Below are 19,092 nucleotides of genomic sequence, written 5' to 3' on the forward strand. Positions count from 1 at the left end.
AGACGGCAAACAGTGGCGGTTTCGAGGTTCGCGGGCCGTCGACACGGCCATGATCAATCATGCGATCACTTCTCGACGCCTGGATCGGCCCCCATACGGGTGATCGTGTGGTCTGCCTCACCGATCTGGCCACGGATGCGCAACTCATCTCCGCGAGTACCCCGGTTTCCGAAATCGACAGGATCTTCCGGTCCGAGCGCCAGCTCCGTTCCATCGTCGTCCAGGAGGGTGAGATCTATTCGCTGCTCTCCCGCGATCAGGTTGAATACACCCTGACCGGACGACTCGGCTACGGCCGCGGACTGCACAGCCGGTCGACCGCGGCCCAGCTCGTCCCCGAACGGTCGCTGGCGCTCGACGGGAGCATGAACCTCGCCCAGGCGGCCCAGCGCATCCTCGTCCTGCCCGAAGACGTCCGGTACCGCGACGTGCTCGTGCTCACCGAGGAGGGCCCCCGGGTCGTGTCGGTGTCCCAGATCTTCCAGCAACTCTCCGCTGACTTCCGTTACGCGGCCCTGCACGATTCCCTGACCGGGCTGCCCAATCGTCGCCAGCTCGAGGAACGCGCGGCCGCGATCCTCGAGGCCGGCAGAGACTTCGCCGGTATGGCCGCGCTGTACATCGACCGGGTTCAAGGCCGTCAACGACAGTCACGGTCACCGGGTGGGCGACCAGGTGCTCGTCGCCTTCGCCGATCGCCTGCGGGAGCACTCTCGGCCGGCAGATATCCTCGGCCGCCTGGGCGGGGACGAATTCGTCGTGCTCCTCGACAGCGTCACGAAGGCCCAGGCCGCATCCTTCGCCGAGCGCATCCACGCGAGTGCGGCCCGTCCCTTCGCCTGCGAGGGGCGGCACCCGCACGTCTCCGCGACGATCGGAATCGCGATGGCCGAAGACACGGGGGAGTCCGGCGACCTGCCTCGGCTCGAGGTGCTCCTCAGGAACGCCGACGACGCCATGCGAGCCCAGAAACAGGCGGGAAGCCGGTCGGCGAAGCCGGCCATGCTCGCCGCAGCGTCCTCGGCTCAGGGATTCTGACCGCGCCGTCCGCGCGTGCCCTCGGGGTCGTCAGCCGATGCGGGCGACCGTGACCGCGATCTCGGCGATGACCGGGTCTCCGGCGCGACTGAAGTGCTCCGCGATGGCGTCGTGAACGCGGCGGCAGACATCCGGTGCAGCATGGTCGGGGCCGACGCCGATATTCGCGGCGATGGAGAGTCCGCCGGAGCGCTCGACGACGACGACCGGATTGGGAGCGTCCACGCTCGGGATCAGCGCGGCGACGACCGAGGTGACGACCGTGGCCAGGAGGGGGCCGGCCGGGTAGAGCGCGTCGACGCCGGGGACGGCGAGGATGTCGTCGTCGAGTCGATCGGGTGCGACGGCGGGCTCACTCATCGGCGTCTCCTTCGGGGGTCGACGGGGTCGTCCTGAGGTACAGGTCGGTGACCGTGATGTCGACGGCGGCGATCGAGAGTTCGGTCTGCTGCACGAGCACCGCGTAGACCGACGCGCGCAGGCGGGCCGTGAGTACCGGGACGCTCTCGCCGGCATCCATCCCGTCGGTACCCACCGAGACCTCGAGGCGCACCGTGATCGGCGCCCCCGGCTCGGTGACGTCGCCGTCGAGGCGGCAGCGACTGATCAGGATGCCGTCGATTCCGTCCCCCGCGGTGCGCAGGACACCGATCACCGCGCCTTCGGTCAGCGCCAGCCGGGCGACCGGTGAGTCGGACGCGAGCGGGATCCGCCGGCCGGCCCGGGTTTCAAGCCGGATGCTGTCGATGATGGTCGCGACCCAGCCGTCGTTCCGCGCTGCTTCCCGGTCCACGGCGGCCGAATCGACCCGGCGCAGCGCTGAGCGGAGCCGCTCGAGCCGGGTGAGTGCCGTCGTGCATGCCGGGGAGTCGTCGATGCTCGAATCGCTCGGGGTGCGGCCGCGGTCGAGGTAGTCGTTGAGGTCCTCGATCGTGTGCCCGGACAGGCGGGCCTGTTCCTCGGCCTGTTCCTCGGGGTCGAACGCCACAAAGGGGGTGTCTGGGGTGCTCATCGCCAGTCCTCCAATTCCCGCAGCAGGGTTTTTCGGGCGCGTGCCAACAAGCCTCGCACGGTCGACACGGGCAGGTCGAGTTCTTCGGCGATATCGGTGTAGCTGTATTCGCCGAGTTCCCGCAGCGTCCAGCAACGCCGCTGGTCGTCGGGCAGTTCCGCGAGGCAGCGTGCGAGCGCCTCGGCCTGTTCCTGCGTCTCGGCGACGTGGTGCGGCGTGAGGGCGGCCGGGGCCGCGGCATCCGTCTCGGTGATGTCCGCGTGGTCGCGGCGGGCGCGCACCCGGTCGATGCTCTTGCGCCCGCAGATGCGCATCAGCCAACTCTTCACGGCCGCGCCGTTCTCGAGGGTCGGCAGTTGCCGCCAGGCCGTGATGAACGACTCCTGCACCACATCGTCCGTTTCGTCGTTCGAACCCAGGATCCGGGTCGCGTGCACCCGCATCAGCGGGCCGTGGCGGCGGACGAGGACCTCGAAGGCGCGCACATCGCCGTCGGCCGCACGGTCGGCGAGGAGGGCATCGGAGGCGGTGTCCAGAGCGGATGCGACGGCGAGCCTGGTAACTGTTGTCATCACGTCCTTCCCGAATCACCCGGTGGTGGGTTGAATCAATTTTCGATCTCCGCGTGACGAAACGGTTGCGGACTCCGTCATACCAGTGACGATCACCACGATCATCGCCCATCGACAACGAAAGAATACCTATCATGGCGCTTTCCCGTGCTCTTCGCGGTATTTCCGATCGCGACTCGTCTGGCGGTGCGTCCGGTGGCGATTCGCCCGGCGGGCAGACCGTCATCAGCGACAGTGTCGTCGCCAAGGTCGCGGGGGTCGCCGCCCGTGGCGTGACCGGGGTGCACTCCCTCGGCAGCGCTCCCGTCCGTGCCTTCGGCGCCATCCGGGAGGCCCTGAGCGGAACGGACCTGAGCCAGGGCGTCAGCGTGACGGTCGGCGACACGGACGTCGTCGTCGACATCGTCATTGTGGCGGAGTACCCCGTTCCCGTGCATGAGGTCGCGGCCGAGGTGCGGGCGAGCATCACCCGGGCGATCGAGGACTTCGTCGGCCTCGCGGTGTCGGCGGTGAACGTCACGGTCAACGACGTGCACCACCCCTCAGAAGACGACCAGACTTCCCGCGCAACCGCGTCGGGCATTCCCAGAGAAACACCGAGAGAAAGTGACAACACGATGAGCGCATCGGACAAGATCAAGAACGCGGCCGAAGACCTCAAGGGCAAGGCCAACGAGGCCATCGGCAAGGCCACCAACGACGACTCCAAGGTCGCCGAGGGGCGCGCGGAGCAGGCAGCCGCGAGCGCCAAGAAGGCCGGCGAGAACATCAAGGACGTCTTCAAGGACTAGTCCTGTCTCGGCGCGGCGGGCCCCGGCCTGCCGCGCCGATGTCGTGTCACCGCACGACTGCTTCACCGCAGGACCGTTTCACCGCACGACCGATTCACGGCACCACCGTTTCACCACATCATTCGCAACCACGCGTGACCAATATAGAAAAGAGCACCCCATGGGCTTCTTCGGTTTCCTTCTCCTCGGCCTGATCGCCGGGGCCATCGCCAAACTCATCCTCCCCGGCCAGCAGGGCGGCGGCTGGTTTGTGACCCTGCTCCTCGGTGTCGTGGGAGCGCTCCTCGGCGGGTTCCTCGGCGGCATCCTGTTCAACGCCCCGCTGCAGGACTTCTTCTCGCTGCAGACCTGGCTCCTCGCCATCGGCGGCTCCATCGTCGTCCTCCTGATCTACGGCCTCGCGACGGGTCGTCGCCGCGCGGCCTAAGCATCCGTTTGCCCCCCATTCTGGTGGGGCGCCGCGCATTGACAGGGCCGAAAGGTCACCCGTTAATGGTTCCTCCGGCGCCCCAACCCGACTGTCTTCCGTGCCGCCCCGGCGCGGAAGACAGGGGCCCAGAATGGAGCTCAGCGACATGGACGTTCAGCCAGGCATTCCTGCGGCCGGTAGTCACCGGCCGACCGGCGGATTCAGGAGAAGCCGCCCCCGTTGGATCGCCTGGGTCTCGACCTTCGTGCTCGCACTCGTCTCCGTCGGAGTCGCCGACGGATTCGCCGCCCTTCCCGCAAGCGCCGCCGTTCCCGCCGTCATCACGCTCACGTTCGACGACGCGAACGCGGACCAGATGACCGCCGCCTCGATCCTCAAGGCGAACGGGCTGCACGGCACCTTCTACACACCGTCCGGCTACGTCAATCAGCCGGGCTATCTGACGGTCGCGCAAATGCAGAGCCTCGTCGCCGACGGCAACGAGATCGGCGGACACACCGTGACGCACCCCGACCTCGCGACCCTGCCGACGGACGAGGCCACCCGCCAGGTCTGCAACGACCGGGTCAACCTCACCAACTGGGGATTCCGGGTCACGAGCTTCGCCTACCCCTTCGCCTCGCTGCTCACGCCCGCGACCGAGACCATCGTCAAGAACTGCGGGTACAACAGCGCCCGTGGCCTCGGCGACATCCAGACCCGGTTCGGTTGCACCGGCTGCGCGCTCGCCGAGACCATCCCGCCGGCGGATCCGTACCTGACCCAGGCTCCCGACGAGGTCGACAACACCTGGAGCCTGACGGATCTCAAGAACACCGTCACCCAGGCCGAGACCGCAGGCGGCTGGCAGCAGCTGACCTTCCACCACATCGCGACCGGGCTCACCGACCCGCTCACGATCAGCCCGACGCTGTTCACCCAGTTCGTGCAGTGGCTGAAGACCCGCCCGGCCACGACGACGATCAAGACGGTCGACCAGGTCATCGGCGGCACGGTGAAGGCCGTCGTCTCCGGCCCGGCCGTCACGCCCAAGCCGGCCGGCAGCAACCTCGTGTCCAACCCCGGCTTCGAAACCCTCACGGCCGGGGTTCCGCAGTGCTGGCAGGGTGCCTCATTCGGCACGAACACCCCTGCCTTCACCACTGTCACTCCGGGACGCAGCGGCAACCGGGCCGGCCGCCTGACCGTGACGGGCTACTCCAACGGTGACGCGAAATGGCTGCCGACCCCCGACCTCGGCGGATGCGCCCCGGCAGCCACCCCGGGCACGGCCTACGCGCTCGCGGCCTGGTACAAGTCCACGGCGGCGACGCAGATCGAGGTCTACTACCGCACCGGACTCGGGTCCTGGACCTACTGGACCGCAAGCCCACTCTTCGCGGCGTCCGCGACCTACCAGAAGGCGAGCTGGACGACCCCGGCCCTGCCGGCGGGCGCGAGCGCGATCACGTTCGGGCTCAACCTCCTGAGCAACGGCACCCTGACCACGGACGACTACACGGCCTTCGACGCCGCAACCCTGCCCGTACCGCCGCCGCCGGCCCCCGGAACCAACCTGGTTCAGAACTCGAGCCTGGAGACCGCCGGCGTCGCCGCCCTCCCGCAGTGCTACCAGATCGGCGGCTACGGCACCAACACCGCCGCGTTCACGACCGTCGCGACGGCGCACAGCGGAACCAAGGCGGAAAAGCTCGTCGTGACGAACTACGCCAACGGTGATGCGAAGCTGCTGCCGAGCCTGGACAGCGGGGCCTGCGCCCCGCCCGCGATCGCCGGGCACACCTACTCGCTCCGGGCCTGGTACACGTCGACGACGTCCACCCAGTTCGCCGTCTACTACCGCGATGCGAGCGGGACCTGGCAGTACTGGACGTCGAGCCCGTGGCTCGCGACGGCATCCGCTTTCACCCAGGCGAGCTTCACCACCCCGGTGCTGCCGGCCGGCGCCACCGCGATCAGTTTCGGGCTGAACCTGTTCAGCAACGGAACCCTCGTGACCGACGACTACGCGATCTTCGACACGGTCGGGGCCCCCGCGCTGTAACGGTGGCGGATGCTGGGCGCGACACCTGGGGCCGCGCCCGGCATCCGCTGGTCGTTGCCCGGTCGTGCCTGTCTCAGATCCAGTCGTTGCGCTTGAAGAGCAGGTAGAGGAGCGTGGAGAGGCCCACGATGAGCGCGATGGAGCTGTAGAAACCGCCCAGTTCGCTGAAGCCGGGGTAAGGGACATTCTGGCCGTAGAAACCGGTGATTGCCGTGGGCACCGCGATGATCGCCGCGTACCCGGTGACCTTCTTCGTGATCACGTTGAGCCGGTTGCCCTGGATCGCGAGGTTGGCCTCGAGCACGCTCGTGGCGAGGTCCCTGAGGCTCTCGGTCCACTCCATCGCGCGCAGCACGTGGTCGTAGACGTCCTGGAAGTACGGCGCCATGTCGTTCGGCAGCAGGTGCACGTCCCGGCGCAGCAGGGTGTTGACGACCTCACGCATCGGCAGGATCACCCGGCGCATCAACACGAGGCTCTTCCGGAGATCGAAGGAGCGGCGCTGCACGGCCTCCTGGTCGCTCCTCGGTTCGAAGAGCTGGCTCTCGAGCTCCTCGACCTGTTCGTCGAGGGCCTCGACGGCCTCGAAATAACCGTCGACGAGGAAGTCGAGGAGGCCGTGCAGGAGGAACGCGACACCATTCGAGGCGAGGTCGGGGGAGGAATCCCAGCGGGCTACGACGGCGTCGATGTTGAAATCGGGGTCCTTGTGCACGGTGACGAACGCGCGGTCGGTGATGAAGGCGGCGATCTCCGACGTTTCCACGTCGGCTGTCTCCGGCGAGAAGGTGATCGCATACGCGGACAGGAACAGGTGGTCGGAATACCGGTCGAGTTTGGGACGCTGGTGCAGCTTCATGGCGTCCTCGACGGCGAGGGCGTGCAGACCGAGTTCCTCTGCGAGCAGGTCGAGGTCGGCTTCCTCGGGCGAGCAGAGGTCCACCCAGACCACGCAGCCCTCGTCGGCGAGGTGTTCGGAGACGTCGGCGAGCGGGAAGCCCTCATCGACGAGGTCCCCGTTCCGGTAGCAGCGGGTTTTCGGTGTGCGCACACCTCAGTCAATCAGCATCCGCTCGGCCGCGGGGCCAACGCCCCTGCCGAGTCTCAGCGCCGCCCGGGACGAGTCTCAGGCCGCCGTGTAGGGCTCGTCGAGGTTGTGTGACGTTGCTTTACGTTTCGTGACCGGGCGTGACCGGCGGGAATGTCGCCCAGGGCATTCGGTGAATAACGTCGTCTCGAGGCCACCCAGGTCTCGTGACCAGTCCGGGTGCCTCGGGGCACGCCGTCCACCGAATGGAAGTGAAGCCCATGTCCACCAAGACCCCCACCACTGCTCGTCGCGCGGGGATGCGCCTCGCCCTCGGCGCGGCATCCGTCGCCCTGCTCGCCACCACCCTGAGCGGATGCGCCGCCTCGGCCGATGCCGCCTCCGTCGGCGCCTCGGCAGGCCCCGCCGCAGAGCTCCGGCTCGGCTACTTCGACAACGTCACCCACGCCCCCGCCCTCGTCGGACTCGAGAACGGCCTGCTGCAGGATTCCCTCGGCAGCACCAAGCTCAGCACCCAGATCTTCAATGCCGGCCCCGCGACGATCGAGGCGCTCAGCGCCGGGGCGATCGACGCGGCATACATCGGCCCGAGCCCGGCCGTGAACAGCTATATCAAGAGCAAGGGCGAGTCGATCAAGATCGTCGCAGGCGCGACGAGCGGGGGAGCGGCCCTCGTCGTGCGCGACGGCATCAACTCCGCAGCGGACCTGAAGGGCAAGACCCTCGCCTCCCCGCAGCTCGGCAACACCCAGGATGTCGCCCTGCGGTCCTGGCTCAGCGGCCAGGGCTTCACGACGGACACGTCCGGCGGTGGTGACGTGAAGATCACGCCGACCGACAACGCCCAGACGCTCACCCTGTTCCAGAGCGGTGCGATCGACGGCGCCTGGCTCCCGGAGCCGTGGGTCTCCCGCCTCGTCGTCGACGCGGGCGCGAAGGTGCTCGTCGACGAGTCCTCGCTCTGGCCCGACGGCGCATTCCCGACGACGGTGCTGCTCGTCCGCAAGGCCTTCCTGACCGAGCACCCGGACACCGTGCAGGCGCTCGTGGCCGGCAACGCGGCATCCGTCGACTGGCTGACGAAGAACCCGGCGGATGCCGCGACCGTGATCAACAAGAAGCTCACCGCCGACAGCGGCAAGGCACTCTCCGACGCCGTGATCACCCGCGCACTGACCAAGGTGACGTTCTCGACCGACCCGCTCGCGTCAACGTTCGCGGTGAGCCTCAAGAACGGCGTCACGGCCGGTACAACCAAGACCGGCGACCTGACGAACCTCTTCGACCTCACCGCGCTCAACAAGGTGCGCACGGCGGCCGGCGAGCCCCCGGTCTCCGCGGCCGGCCTCGGCGCCGAGTAGCGCCGAGCCGCCGCGTGTCCTCCGCGAAAGCGGGTGAATCGTCGGTTTCAGTGCGTCAAACCGACGATTCGCCCGCTTTCGCGTGAGGGGGAGGCGAGGAGGGCGACGAGAGCGAGGATCGCCAGGGCGAGGACGAGGCTCACCGGGCCTGTACCGAGGTCGAGGCCGCCCCGCGCGGGTGAGACGGCGGCCCAGTCGGCGAAGGATGCCCCGAGCGGCCGCGTCAGGACATACGCGAACCAGAATGCGAGCGTCGCATTCATGCCGAAGCGGAGATACGCCACTGCGGGGATCGCGATGAGCACGGCGAAGACGATCCCGGACGCGAGGTAGCCGAGCCCGAAGGTCATCGCGGTCAGGTCGCCGGCCGCCGTGCCGAGCGCGAAGGTCGTGAGCACCGTCGCCCAGTAGAAGCACTCGCGGCGGCGGGCGACGATGCTGTGGATGGAGAGCGACTTCTCGGTCGTCCGCCAGGCCAGGAAAAGGGCGGCGAGTGCGAGGACGAAGGCGACCGTGGAGACGAGGTAGGGGATTCCAAGGCCGACGTGCACGGCATCCGCTGCCATGGTGCCGAAGATGCTCACCATGACGACGGCGAGCCAGTAGACCCCCGCGACGTACCGGCGGAGGGCGAACTGCAGGAGCAGAATGGCCAGCAGGCCGAGGCCCGCGAGACCGACGGCGAGGGGCGGGTCGATCTGGTGCACGAGGTAGTCGGCTGTCGTCTCGCCCATCCCGGTCGTGAGCACCTTGGCGACCCAGAACGCGGCGGTCACCTCGGGGACCCTGCTCAGCATCGGCCGGGTGCTCTGCTCGATCTCTGCCACGTTCGCTCCGCTCGTCAGCCCTCCACGCTACGGAGCGGCGGGCGCGGAACGGTGGCGGATGGGGTCCGCGGTCAGGTTGCGGTCAGGCGCACCACCACGGAGTAGCCGTGCATCAGCGGCCGGAGCACCGATCGTCAGTGGCGATCGCGTCGATCGAGGCCCGGTGCGGCCGTCCGGGGAGGATCGCGCGCACGGCCCCGCTCCCGTGTTCGCCGAGGGCGTGAGCCGGGGAGGGCCAACGCAGGCGGAGCCCGAGTACATTGGCCGGCATCCGCAGTGACTGCGGGCAAGGGAAAGGGGAAGACGGGCGATGACCGAGGCAGGGGACGAGACCACCGAGGGTCCGCTCGACGCGTACTCCCGGGTCGTGACCGAGGTCGCCGCGACCGTGACCCGCCAGGTCGCGGCGATCGAGATGTCGGTCACCACGCCGCGCGGCCGGGTGCGCCGCGGCGCCGGTTCGGCCGTGCTCTACTCCGCAGAGGGCTACCTGCTCACGAATGCCCACGTCGTGCTCGGGGCGGATGCCGGCCTCGCCCTCTTCTCCGACGGCACGAGCAGCGCACTCGAGATCGTCGGCTCCGATCCGCTCTCCGACCTCGCCGTGCTCCGTTCCCCTGCCCTGACCCTGCCGGAACCCGCCCGGCTCGGCAACGCCGACACCCTCCGCGTCGGCCAGCTCGTCGTCGCGGTCGGCAACCCGATGGGCCTCGCCGGCTCGGTGACCGTCGGCGTCGTCAGCGCGCTCGGGCGCTCGCTGCCGACCCGGTCCGGTTCGGCGGCCCGGGTCATCGAAGACGTCATCCAGACGGATGCCGCACTCAACCCCGGCAATTCCGGCGGGGCGCTCGCCGACTCGCGGGGCATCGTCGTGGGCATCAACACGGCCGTCGCCGGCGTCGGCCTCGGCCTCGCCGTGCCGATCAATCCCACGTCCCGACGCATCATCGACGCTTTGCAGCGGGATGGCCGGGTGCGCCGGGCATACCTCGGCCTCGTCAGTACACCGATACCGCTGCCGCCCGACGTTGCCGCCCGCGTGCACCAGGACGTGGCCCTGCGGGTCGTGGACGTGATCGCGCGTTCGCCCGCCGATCGGGCCGGCCTCAAGCCCAACGACCTGATCCTCGCCGCGGGGCGCGAACCGGTCAGGGACGCGCAGGGACTCCAGCGTCTCCTGTTCGGCGACGCCATCGGCCGGCCGCTTCCGGTCACCGTGCTCCGGGGAGCGGCGATGGTCGACGTGATCGCCGAGCCGGAGGAGCTCGCCGCCGTGCGCTGAGCCGCTGAGCCCGCACTGCTCCAGACGACCGGGTGCGCGGGAGTGGGCGCGATTCCGTGCTAATTTCTCGACTGATGTCCGTTCCCGCAGCAGAAGTCCCCGCCCGGCCCCGTCCGGCGCGCTCCCGCTCCCGCGTCGAGGTGGCCGACATCGCCGTGCGCCTGTTCCGCACCAACGGCTACGAGGCCACGACCGCGAGCGACATCGCCCGCGCGGCCGGCGTCTCGCGCAGCACCTTCTTCCGCCAGTTCCGATCCAAGGAAGACGTGATCTTCGCAGACCACGACGAACTCGCCGTGCAGATCGCCGCGTACTTCGCCGTGCGCCACGACGACCCCTGGCTCGCGGTCCGTGACGCCGCGACGATGGTCTTCGAGCGGTTCCGCGAACGGCTCGACAGCGTCCGCGTGCGCGACCTCGTCGTCCGTGATACCCCGACCCTTCGCGACCGCGAGACGATCATGGCCATCCGCTACGAGCAGATGTTCGCCGCCTACCTCCGTTCCTCCCGCCCGGAGGTGCCCCCGCTCACCGCCATCCGCTACGCCGCAGCAGTCACCGCGACGCACAACTACGAACTTCGCCGCCTGATCCGAGGTGCCGCCCCCGCTTCGTCTCGGGCGGATGCCGCGTCGGGCGCCGAGCCGGATCCTGCGGCCGCTGCCGCGACGGTCTCCGCGGCCGAGTCCGGGGCGAGTGCCGAGCCGGGCGCCGAGAGGGGCTCGACGATCGGTGCCGAGCCGGATGCCGCGACAGACGCCGAGCATGCCGCGCATCTGGCGGCGGAGCTCGCCGCGGAACTCCGCGAAGTGGGGCGCCTGTTCCACCCGGACGCAGCATCCACCCGGGTCCGGCAGCCGGCGGACGGGCACCAGCCGGCGGGGGAGGCCCCGGCCGAGCTCGTGGTCGCGGTGTTCCCGGGAACGATCTCCCCGGACGAGCTCTCCCGAGAGGTCGCCCGCGCCCTCGGCGGTCGCCGCGCCGCGCACACATCGGGACCCGCAACTTGACACTCAGTGTCATTTGACCCGACACTGAGTGTCACACCAGCCGAACCCAACGAAGGGGAACCGTGCCCGACTACGACGTATCCGTGCCGCTTGACACCGACTACTACGAACTCTTCCGGGACGTGCCCGCGGCCGACCGCGCATTCTGGGACCGAGCCCGCGCCTTCGCTATCGACACCCTCGATGAGGTCACCGAAGCCTGGGACAAGGCCGAGTATCCGCTGCACCTCGTCCGCAGGCTCGGCGAGCTCGACCTGCTCACCGACGGCGTCGCCGGCCCCGGCCTCACCCCGATGTCCCCCCTCGCCGCCGGACTCGTCAACATGGAGATCTCCCGCGGTGACGGCTCGATGGGCACCGTCGTGGCCGTGCAGGGCGGGCTCGCGCTTCGCAGCATCGCCCTCTACGGCAGCGAGGCGCAGAAGGCGGAGTGGCTCGTGCCCCTCGCCCGCGCCGAGAAGCTCGGTGCCTTCGCCCTCACCGAGCCCGACCACGGCTCCGACTCCGTCGCGCTCGAGACGACCGCGACCCGCGAGGGAGACGAATGGGTGATCACCGGCGAGAAGAAGTGGATCGGCAACGGTTCCGTCGGCGACGTCACCGTGGTGTGGGCCCGCGACGACGACGGCAATGTGCGCGGGTTCCTCGTGCCGCAGGACACCCCCGGCTACCAGGCCCAGACAATCACCGGAAAGGGCTCCCTGCGCGGCATCCACCAGGCCCGCATCGTGCTCGACAACGTGCGCGTGCCCCTCGACGCCCTGCTGCCGGGCACCCGCACCTTCAAGGACACCGCGACCGTGCTCTTCGCCACCCGCCTCGGCGTTGCCTGGTCGGCGCTCGGCCACGCCACCGCGGTCTTCGAGGCGGCTCTCAGCTACTCGAACCAGCGCATCCAGTTCGGCAAACCCCTCGCCGGGTTCCAGCTCGTGCAGGAACGACTCACGCGGATGCTGTCCCAGCTGACCGCGATGCAGCTCTACTGCCTGCGCCTCGCCGAACTCGACGCCGCCGGAACCATGCGACCGATCCAGGCGTCCCTCGCCAAGTACCACAACACCCGGGCCGCCCGTGAGATCGCGGCGACCGCGCGCGACGTGCTCGGCGGCAACGGAATCCTGCTCGAGAATCACGTGATCCGGCACCTCGCCGACATCGAATCCCTGCACACCTACGAGGGCACCGAGAGCGTGCAGTCCCTCCTGATCGGGCGCGACCTGACCGGGGTGAGCGCCTTCCGCTGACCCTCCCCGCTCGCGCTTCCGTTCACCCCCGCCGCGAGAGCGCACTTGTGGCCCTTAAAACCGCGGTTTAAGGGCCACAAGTGCGCTCTCGCGAGACGGAGGGCTCCCGACCGATACACTCCGATTCATGGTTTTGTCCCTCATCGGCGCCGGTCTACTCCTGCTCGGCACCGTCGCCGCGGCAACCGGCCTGCTCCCGCTCCCCGAACTGCTCGTGCTCGTCGATCGGGTGGCGCCGATCCTGGCGTTCGTCGTCGCGATGACCGTCGTCACCGAGCTCTGCAGCGAGGCGGGGGTGTTCCGCTGGATCGCCCGCCGGCTGCGGCACTGGGGCGGCGGCCGGGCCTGGCTGCTCTGGCTGTGGGTCGCCGGGATCGCGATCGTCACGACCGTGTTCCTCTCGCTCGACACGACCGCCGTGCTCCTGACGCCGGTCGTCGTCGTGGTCGCGCGGCAGGCGGGCCTGCCGCCGCTGCCGTTCGCCCTGACGACGGTGTGGCTCGCCAACACCGGCAGCCTGCTGCTCCCGATCAGCAACCTGACCAACCTGCTCGCCCAGAACCGCCTCGGCGGCATCTCCCCGATCGCCTTCGCCGGTCTGACCGCGGCCCCCGCCCTCGTCGCCGTGATCGTGCCGATGGCCATGGTCGCGCTCATCTTCCGCAAGGACCTCAGCAAACGGTATGCGAGCGTGCCCGTGCAGCGGATGCGCGTGGCGGGCACGTCGGGAGCGGAGGCATCCGTCGACCGGGTGCTGCTCGGGACGAGCGCGCTCGTGCTCGCGGCCCTGCTGCCCGCCCTCGTCGTCGGCCTCCCGGTGTGGCTGCCGTCGAGCATCGCCGCGCTCGTGCTGGCCGTCGTCTTCGTCGTCAGGCGCCGGAGCGTGCTCCGGATCACCCTGATTCCGTGGTCGCTGCTTTTGTTCAGCGCCGGCCTGTTCCTCGCGATGGAGGCGCTGCAGAACCTCGGGCTGCCGGTGCTGCTCACCGCGCTCGCCGGGGCGGGGAACGCTCCGGGCGACCTGTTCCGCCTGGCCGGCACGAGCCTGGTCGGCTCGAACCTGGTCAACAACCTGCCCGCCTACCTCGCGCTCGAGCCGGTCGCCGACTCGACCCCGCGGCTGCTCGCCGTGCTGATCGGCGCCAACGCCGGCCCGCTGATCACCCCGTGGGCCTCCCTCGCGACCTTGCTCTGGCACAGCAGGCTCGAGAAGATGAACGTGCTGATCACGTGGCGCGGGTATGCACTCTTCGGCCTCGTGCTCGCCCCGGTCACGGTCGGGTTGAGCGTGCTCACGATGATCCTCGTCACCGCGTGACACCCGCCCGGCCGCCCGGTGCGGTGCGAGAATACAGGAACCCAGCCGTGCCTCGAGCGCGTGCCTCCAGGGAAGGAATGACCGAATGATCACCCTCGAAGGGATCGACGACATCGTCGTCAACGGCGGTGTCGTCGTGACGAGCGACGGGGTGAAGCTCGGCTCGGTCGAACAGGTCTTCCTGAGCGAGGACTCCGGCCAGCCGGCCTTCGTCACGGTGCGTACCGGCCTGTTCGGCATGCTCGAGTCGTTCGTTCCGCTCTACGGTGCGACCATCGACGGCCCGCGCGTGGTCGTGGCCTTCGACCGCGACCGCATCCGCAACGGCCCCCGCATCGAGAGCGACCGGGGATCGATCACCGCCGACGAGGAGAACGAACTCTACGGCTACTACGGCACGGCCGCGCCGGAGTCGGCTGGTGCGGCTGCGGCAGAGGAGGTGACCGAGCCTGCCGAGTCGGTTGTTCCCGGCGAGTCAGGCGAGGCCGGCGTCCCGGTCGAGTCCGGCGCGATCACAACGGATGCCGCCGGCCGTCCCGAGACGCGGCTGCCGTCCCCGGGCACGCCGCCAACCCCTGGGCAACCGCACCCTCACCCGTACGACGGCCCGCACCCGCCTCCTCACCCGAACGACGGCCCGCATCCCCACCCGCACCCTCCGCACGACGGCCCGCATCCGCACGGACCGCACGATGGGCCGCCCCCGGTCCCGCCGCACCTGCGCAAGCACGAGGTCGACGGCCGCCCGCACCCCCACGACGGCCCACACCCGCCGCCGCCGCACGACGGCCCGCCGCCACCGCGCCCCCGTCCCTGACGAATTCGACGGAGATTCTGGGGTTTCGGCACGTGGGAACGCCCCTGAATCGGTTCAGAAACGAAAATCTCCGTCGAATCGGTTCGGTGATGCGCCTGTAACACAGTGACGTTTATGTGACGATTCATCAGTTTCGCTGCGCGTTCGGTGTGGCGCCGCCCTACTCTGGTCAGCAACATAACTGCCTCGCACGAGACGTCGATCCCTCGACGGCTCTCACGCGAGAGTGACGACCGGCTCGATGCCCGCAGTGGGCGTCGCTCACCACCGTCCGATTCAGTTGAACCACCAGGCACCGTTGCCGGCGCACGACGCAAGCCGGCGGTGTCGTGAACCAGAAACAGTGCTGTGAACCAGAAACACGCAACCATGACCGATGATGAACTCCTGCTCGAGACGGACTACACGAGTTACGCCAACTCCTGCCGCGACCCGCACATCACGGCGACCCAGGAACTCGTGGAGTGCCGCCGCCAGAACGGCCACGACGACACCCACGCCACGCGCGCGGGGATCCGCGCCATCCGCTGGCACCCCGGGACCGAGAACCTGCCGCTCGCGGGCTGAGCCGAGCCCGGCTGTAGCCGACCGGGTCGTCGCGCTCCACGCCGTCGCACGTCAGGTCTGTGCGACCGTCGTGGAGTCAACCGCCCGCAGCCCGGCCGTGACCTGACGAGTCCTCACTCCGATCTCCCCCGTTCCGGCGCGCCGGAATGGATGCCCGCCCCGCCGCGGCCAAGCTGGGGGAATCCCACGAAATCGGTCGAGCCGCGGTTGCTGAGGCACGAACCACCGAACCCAGCAACTCTGTGCCCCGATCGGACTCATGCGCACCGTCGCTCCACTCCTGATCCACCCTGCCAGGCTCCTTGTCACCCTCGCCCTCTCGACAGCGCTCGCGGTGTCGGTAGTGCCTGTCGTCGCCACCCCGCCCGCCGCGGACACCGGGCACGCCGCTCCCGGTTCGGGAGCCTCCGCCTCCGCAGCATTCATCGCCCCCGGCGGGCCGGCGGGCGAGGTGACCTCGTCCGCTGTCCCGACAGCGGTCGCGGGGACTGCTGGCCCGGTCGACGGGGCAGGGAGCCCGGCCCCGGCATTCGCCCCGAAACCGATCGTCGACGAGCACGGAGCGCCCGTCGTGCCCAGAGCCGGCTTGCCGAATGCCGCCCCCGCGACGGGCCCCGCAGCGCAGTCGGGCGCCCTCGCTTCGATGGGAAAGCTCGGCGCGGCAACCGCGGCGACCGTGGCGGGTACATCGAGCGGATCAGCGGACACGATCACGGGAGCGACCCTCGCCGATCGCAACGAGCAGCTCGTCGTCGCCGTGCTGTCCGGAACCGACCAGTCGGCGACCGGGTACCCCCTGCACACCAACATCGTCTCGACGACATTCTGGGTCGGTGAGATCTTCAACGCGAACCTCAGCGACGGCAGCCAGGTCTGCAGCACCTACGACGGCCAGTGGGCGTTCCACTACACCGGGATCACGAGCGGGATCACTCCGGCCGCGGCGTCCGGTTGTGCGGGCAGCGCCTATGGCGGCTGCGACGGCGTGAGTTCCGGGACCGGCACCGCCTTCCGCTGCGCGACCGAGGCCCGCTCGGCGGCCAACGGGTTCCTGCCCACCCGTCAGCCGGCACCCCTGCAGAATGCCTTTTACCTCGACCTGCCCTTCGACGATGTCAACGACCCGACCGCATTTGCGACGCGCTGCACCATCGTGCCGTGGGCGGCGACACTCGGCCTCAGCCACTGCGCCGACCCGGGATTCTCCTACCTGAAGAATCGCTGGGTCCGCATCGTGGGCCCGAACGGTCACGTCTGCTACGGCCAGATCGAAGACGCCGGACCCTCGAGCGGCGCGCTGTACCACGACGCCGGTTACGTCTTCGGCTCCACCAACGCGCGCCCGGTCAACCTCAAGTTCAGCGGCGACAGCAGCCAGGGCGCAGGCATGGATGTCTCGCCCGCGCTCAACGGATGCCTGGGCTTCACCGACCTGGACGGCGATGCCGACCATGTCGACTGGTCTTTCACCGAGCGCGCCGATGTCCCGCCCGGGCCCTGGCTCCGCACGGTGACGACGAGCCAGGTCTCCGGCTGAGGTTCCGTGCCCGAGACTCGCCGCTTGTTCCGAGAGGTCCCTGCGTACCGTCGACGGCAGTCGCGAGCGGCGAATCTCCGCGATTCCGGGGCGCTGGCGCACGGCTGCCCGGGTGCAACTGAGGAAGAATCACGCCTAAACGAGGGGTAATCACTTCCGCCCGTTAGGCTGGTCTGTGGCGCGGTCCAGTTATTCCGGAGCGCACCAAAGCACGAAGAGCTGAGCTCGACGGAAAAAAGGCTGACCATGAAACACGAAGTATCCGTACCTCCTCGCATCCAGGCAACGATTCGTAGCAACGGAACCGGCGAACTGATCATCGACGGGGTGGGTCAGCAGGTGACGGCCGGCGACGAAGCCGGTGTTCGGGAAGAGATCATCAACCGCGTGACGGATGCCGCCCGTGAACTCGGCCGCCCGGTGCGGCTGACCGCCGACGACGAGCAGGGCCAATGGCCCCTCGTCGTGCACCCGGACGGCGAAGTCGAGGCCGCAGGCGACTTCATCCCCGCCGCCGCGCTCTCGAGCGCAGCACTCGAAGCCGAGGAATCCGCGGCGCAGGGCAAGATCGCCAAGCGCGCCATGGCCCACACCGGAGACCGCAGCGCCGCGGCATCCCTGGCCGAACCGATGGAACCGATCGACGCCCTCGAGGAACTGGCCGAGCTGGTAGCCCTCGGCGATCCCCTCGACGCCGCGGCGCAGTCCTCGGCCGACGAGGCCGATGCCGAGTCCGCGACGGAACGCGAAGCCGAATCCCACTCCCACTCCCACGCTGACGCCGACGCCGATGCTTCCGTCCCCACGGCTGCCGCGCCCGAGGCCGCAACCGGGCACGATGCCTCGCAGCCCGCTGAGCCCCTGACCGGCGAGTCCCTGAGCGCCGAGTCGCTGCCCGCCGAGTCCCTGCCGGCCGGCCCCCGCCGCACGCCGGGGCCGCCGCCCGGACTCTTCGAGGACATCATCTTCGAACACGGCGATCTCGACGCCGACGACGACGATGTGGAAATCGCGTCCGGTTCGGTCGCCGCCTTCCGCTCCACACCGGTCTCCGCGTCCTCCGCCCTGCTCGTCCCGGCACCGCACGCGACCCTGGTCGCCGCGGAAGACGGGCCGAACCTCGCCGACTTCATGAGCTCCCGTCCCGCGATCGTGGCAGGCCCCGCCCTGCTCGGCTGGCAGGGCACCGTGCGCCGGGTCACCGGCGGCCTCGTGAACCCGTCGCCCGGCCGGAGTGAACTCGCCCGCCGCGCCGCGATCGCTGCGGTGCAGCGCAGCCTCAGCGGTCCGCGCACGATCGTGGTGCTCAACCCCAAGGGCGGCGCGCACAAGACCACCGCGACCCTGCTGATCGCCGCGACCTTCGGCATCCACCGTGGCGGGTACACCCTCGCCTGGGACAACAACGAGACGATGGGCACCCTCGGCGTGCGGGCGCAGGGCGCCCATCACACGAACACGGCAGTCGACCTGCTGCGCGACCTCGATGACTTCGCGTACTCGACGTCTGCCAGGGTCGGCGACCTCGACAAGTACGTGCGCAACCAGGGCGACGCCCGCTTCGACGCGCTCGCCTCCGACCTCGATCCCGCCGGCGCCGCGAGCATCGACGATGTGGCCTTCCGCAAGCTGCACGCCGCGCTCAGCCGCTTCTACCGGATCCTGATCATCGACACCGGCAACAACATGCGCGCCTCCAACTGGGAGGCCGCCGTCGAGACCGCCGACCAGCTCGTGGTCGTCTCGACGATCCGGGAGGACACCGCATACGGCGCAGCCTCCCTCCTCGACGGGCTGCGGCTCAAGGGGCACGGCGACAAGGTCGCCCAGGCCGTGACCGTGCTCGCGTCCCCGGCGAAGACGGCTGACCGAGCCCTGTCCGCCCGGTTGCATGACCACTTCAGCCAGCTCACCCGCGCCGTCGTCGACGTGCCGTACGACCCTGCGCTCGTCGCGGGCGGCCCGCTCAACATCGATGCCCTCGCCCCGCGCACCCGCGAGGCATGGCTCTACGCGACCGCGGCGATCGCCGAAGGCCTGTAAGCCGCGACTACCGGGCGGCGGTGAAGCGGCCGCAGCCCCCGGCCGGGCACAGGCTGCAGTCCGTTCCGGGACGGTAATGCTCGTGCGCCGCCCGGACGTGCCCGCACGTGCAGAGCGCTTCGCCAGCCTCGATTGCAGATTTCATGGGGCC

General features: G+C 69.5%; 20 protein-coding genes. 13 read left to right on the plus strand and 7 right to left on the minus strand.

Features of this window, described 5'->3' with window-relative positions:
• Nucleotides 1-65: 65 nt before the first annotated feature.
• Nucleotides 66-644, minus strand: coding sequence for a hypothetical protein (locus tag MQH31_RS09885; protein ID WP_243011891.1), 579 nt, complete (start codon nucleotides 642-644; stop codon nucleotides 66-68).
• 19 nt (nucleotides 645-663) lie between these two features.
• On the opposite strand from MQH31_RS09885, the gene MQH31_RS09890 reads away from it, so the two are divergent.
• Nucleotides 664-1,038 (plus strand): GGDEF domain-containing protein, encoded by a 375-nt coding sequence (locus tag MQH31_RS09890; RefSeq protein ID WP_243011892.1) that lies wholly within the window; start codon nucleotides 664-666, stop codon nucleotides 1,036-1,038.
• A 30-nt stretch (nucleotides 1,039-1,068) separates the two neighbouring features.
• Here MQH31_RS09890 and MQH31_RS09895 read toward each other — a convergent pair whose 3' ends face one another.
• Genes MQH31_RS09895 through MQH31_RS09905 form a run of 3 tightly spaced genes read right to left on the minus strand, consistent with a single transcriptional unit; the run spans nucleotide 1,069 to nucleotide 2,622 of the window.
• Entirely contained in the window at nucleotides 1,069-1,398 is a 330-nt protein-coding gene (locus MQH31_RS09895; protein ID WP_134535632.1) for a hypothetical protein, read from the minus strand.
• Entirely contained in the window at nucleotides 1,391-2,050 is a 660-nt protein-coding gene (locus tag MQH31_RS09900) for an Asp23/Gls24 family envelope stress response protein (protein ID WP_243011893.1), read from the minus strand. The genes MQH31_RS09895 and MQH31_RS09900 overlap by 8 nt, the downstream gene beginning before the upstream one ends.
• On the minus strand, nucleotides 2,047-2,622 hold the full coding sequence (locus MQH31_RS09905) for an RNA polymerase sigma factor (protein WP_134535631.1): 576 nt from the start codon (nucleotides 2,620-2,622) through the stop codon (nucleotides 2,047-2,049). Before MQH31_RS09905 ends, MQH31_RS09900 begins: the two co-directional genes overlap by 4 nt.
• Before the next feature lie 134 nt (nucleotides 2,623-2,756).
• On the opposite strand from MQH31_RS09905, the gene MQH31_RS09910 reads away from it, so the two are divergent.
• From MQH31_RS09910 to MQH31_RS09920, 3 genes are all read left to right on the plus strand, one after another.
• Nucleotides 2,757-3,413 (plus strand): Asp23/Gls24 family envelope stress response protein, encoded by a 657-nt coding sequence (locus MQH31_RS09910; RefSeq protein WP_243011894.1) that lies wholly within the window; start codon nucleotides 2,757-2,759, stop codon nucleotides 3,411-3,413.
• A gap of 160 nt (nucleotides 3,414-3,573) precedes the next feature.
• The gene (locus MQH31_RS09915) at nucleotides 3,574-3,840 is read left to right on the plus strand and encodes a GlsB/YeaQ/YmgE family stress response membrane protein (protein WP_134446342.1); all 267 of its coding nucleotides are present in this window, start codon (nucleotides 3,574-3,576) and stop codon (nucleotides 3,838-3,840) included.
• 148 nt (nucleotides 3,841-3,988) lie between these two features.
• Entirely contained in the window at nucleotides 3,989-5,887 is a 1,899-nt protein-coding gene (locus tag MQH31_RS09920; RefSeq protein ID WP_243011895.1) for a polysaccharide deacetylase family protein, read from the plus strand.
• A 73-nt stretch (nucleotides 5,888-5,960) separates the two neighbouring features.
• On the opposite strand, the gene MQH31_RS09925 is transcribed toward MQH31_RS09920, so the two are convergent.
• Nucleotides 5,961-6,938 (minus strand): magnesium transporter CorA family protein, encoded by a 978-nt coding sequence (locus MQH31_RS09925; RefSeq protein ID WP_243011896.1) that lies wholly within the window; start codon nucleotides 6,936-6,938, stop codon nucleotides 5,961-5,963.
• A gap of 257 nt (nucleotides 6,939-7,195) precedes the next feature.
• On the opposite strand from MQH31_RS09925, the gene MQH31_RS09930 reads away from it, so the two are divergent.
• Nucleotides 7,196-8,296, plus strand: a complete 1,101-nt coding sequence (locus MQH31_RS09930; RefSeq protein WP_243011897.1) for an ABC transporter substrate-binding protein — start codon at nucleotides 7,196-7,198, stop codon at nucleotides 8,294-8,296.
• Nucleotides 8,297-8,343: 47 nt separating this feature from the next.
• On the opposite strand, the gene MQH31_RS09935 is transcribed toward MQH31_RS09930, so the two are convergent.
• Together MQH31_RS09935 and MQH31_RS09940 are read right to left on the minus strand one after the other, a co-directional pair.
• Nucleotides 8,344-9,123, minus strand: coding sequence for a COG4705 family protein (locus MQH31_RS09935; protein ID WP_243011898.1), 780 nt, complete (start codon nucleotides 9,121-9,123; stop codon nucleotides 8,344-8,346).
• A gap of 112 nt (nucleotides 9,124-9,235) precedes the next feature.
• Nucleotides 9,236-9,394 (minus strand): hypothetical protein, encoded by a 159-nt coding sequence (locus MQH31_RS09940; RefSeq protein ID WP_243011899.1) that lies wholly within the window; start codon nucleotides 9,392-9,394, stop codon nucleotides 9,236-9,238.
• A 39-nt stretch (nucleotides 9,395-9,433) separates the two neighbouring features.
• Between MQH31_RS09940 and MQH31_RS09945 the strand changes: the two genes are divergently transcribed.
• From MQH31_RS09945 to MQH31_RS09980, 8 genes are all read left to right on the plus strand, one after another.
• Nucleotides 9,434-10,405 carry a S1C family serine protease gene (locus MQH31_RS09945; protein WP_243011900.1) on the plus strand — a complete coding sequence of 324 codons (972 nt, stop codon included), beginning with the start codon at nucleotides 9,434-9,436 and terminating at the stop codon, nucleotides 10,403-10,405.
• A gap of 74 nt (nucleotides 10,406-10,479) precedes the next feature.
• On the plus strand, nucleotides 10,480-11,415 hold the full coding sequence (locus MQH31_RS09950; RefSeq protein ID WP_243011901.1) for a TetR/AcrR family transcriptional regulator: 936 nt from the start codon (nucleotides 10,480-10,482) through the stop codon (nucleotides 11,413-11,415).
• A 62-nt stretch (nucleotides 11,416-11,477) separates the two neighbouring features.
• Complete coding sequence (locus tag MQH31_RS09955) at nucleotides 11,478-12,659, plus strand: acyl-CoA dehydrogenase family protein (protein WP_243011902.1); 1,182 nt, start codon at nucleotides 11,478-11,480, stop codon at nucleotides 12,657-12,659.
• A 127-nt stretch (nucleotides 12,660-12,786) separates the two neighbouring features.
• Nucleotides 12,787-13,977 (plus strand): ArsB/NhaD family transporter, encoded by a 1,191-nt coding sequence (locus MQH31_RS09960; protein WP_243011903.1) that lies wholly within the window; start codon nucleotides 12,787-12,789, stop codon nucleotides 13,975-13,977.
• Nucleotides 13,978-14,062: 85 nt separating this feature from the next.
• A complete protein-coding gene (locus tag MQH31_RS09965) occupies nucleotides 14,063-14,794 on the plus strand; it encodes a PRC-barrel domain-containing protein (protein WP_243011904.1) in 732 nt (243 codons plus the stop codon).
• Nucleotides 14,795-15,163: 369 nt separating this feature from the next.
• On the plus strand, nucleotides 15,164-15,361 hold the full coding sequence (locus MQH31_RS09970; RefSeq protein WP_134535621.1) for a hypothetical protein: 198 nt from the start codon (nucleotides 15,164-15,166) through the stop codon (nucleotides 15,359-15,361).
• Nucleotides 15,362-15,620: 259 nt separating this feature from the next.
• On the plus strand, nucleotides 15,621-16,898 hold the full coding sequence (locus tag MQH31_RS09975; protein ID WP_243011905.1) for a hypothetical protein: 1,278 nt from the start codon (nucleotides 15,621-15,623) through the stop codon (nucleotides 16,896-16,898).
• 246 nt (nucleotides 16,899-17,144) lie between these two features.
• Entirely contained in the window at nucleotides 17,145-18,941 is a 1,797-nt protein-coding gene (locus MQH31_RS09980; protein ID WP_243011906.1) for a MinD/ParA family ATP-binding protein, read from the plus strand.
• Nucleotides 18,942-19,092: the final 151 nt, after the last annotated feature.

Source organism: Cryobacterium zhongshanensis, from assembly GCF_022760445.1.
Lineage (GTDB): Bacteria > Actinomycetota > Actinomycetes > Actinomycetales > Microbacteriaceae > Cryobacterium > Cryobacterium algoricola.

Coding starts and splice junctions, on each gene's coding strand:
- MQH31_RS09895 (WP_134535632.1), bottom strand. CDS start 1,398: ATGAGTGAGCCCGCCGTCGCACCCGATCGACTCGACGACGACATCCTC.
- MQH31_RS09900 (WP_243011893.1), bottom strand. CDS start 2,050: ATGAGCACCCCAGACACCCCCTTTGTGGCGTTCGACCCCGAGGAACAG.
- MQH31_RS09905 (WP_134535631.1), bottom strand. CDS start 2,622: ATGACAACAGTTACCAGGCTCGCCGTCGCATCCGCTCTGGACACCGCC.
- MQH31_RS09910 (WP_243011894.1), top strand. CDS start 2,757: ATGGCGCTTTCCCGTGCTCTTCGCGGTATTTCCGATCGCGACTCGTCT.
- MQH31_RS09915 (WP_134446342.1), top strand. CDS start 3,574: ATGGGCTTCTTCGGTTTCCTTCTCCTCGGCCTGATCGCCGGGGCCATC.
- MQH31_RS09920 (WP_243011895.1), top strand. CDS start 3,989: ATGGACGTTCAGCCAGGCATTCCTGCGGCCGGTAGTCACCGGCCGACC.
- MQH31_RS09930 (WP_243011897.1), top strand. CDS start 7,196: ATGTCCACCAAGACCCCCACCACTGCTCGTCGCGCGGGGATGCGCCTC.
- MQH31_RS09940 (WP_243011899.1), bottom strand. CDS start 9,394: ATGCCGGCCAATGTACTCGGGCTCCGCCTGCGTTGGCCCTCCCCGGCT.
- MQH31_RS09945 (WP_243011900.1), top strand. CDS start 9,434: ATGACCGAGGCAGGGGACGAGACCACCGAGGGTCCGCTCGACGCGTAC.
- MQH31_RS09950 (WP_243011901.1), top strand. CDS start 10,480: ATGTCCGTTCCCGCAGCAGAAGTCCCCGCCCGGCCCCGTCCGGCGCGC.
- MQH31_RS09960 (WP_243011903.1), top strand. CDS start 12,787: ATGGTTTTGTCCCTCATCGGCGCCGGTCTACTCCTGCTCGGCACCGTC.
- MQH31_RS09965 (WP_243011904.1), top strand. CDS start 14,063: ATGATCACCCTCGAAGGGATCGACGACATCGTCGTCAACGGCGGTGTC.
- MQH31_RS09970 (WP_134535621.1), top strand. CDS start 15,164: ATGACCGATGATGAACTCCTGCTCGAGACGGACTACACGAGTTACGCC.
- MQH31_RS09975 (WP_243011905.1), top strand. CDS start 15,621: ATGCGCACCGTCGCTCCACTCCTGATCCACCCTGCCAGGCTCCTTGTC.
- MQH31_RS09980 (WP_243011906.1), top strand. CDS start 17,145: ATGAAACACGAAGTATCCGTACCTCCTCGCATCCAGGCAACGATTCGT.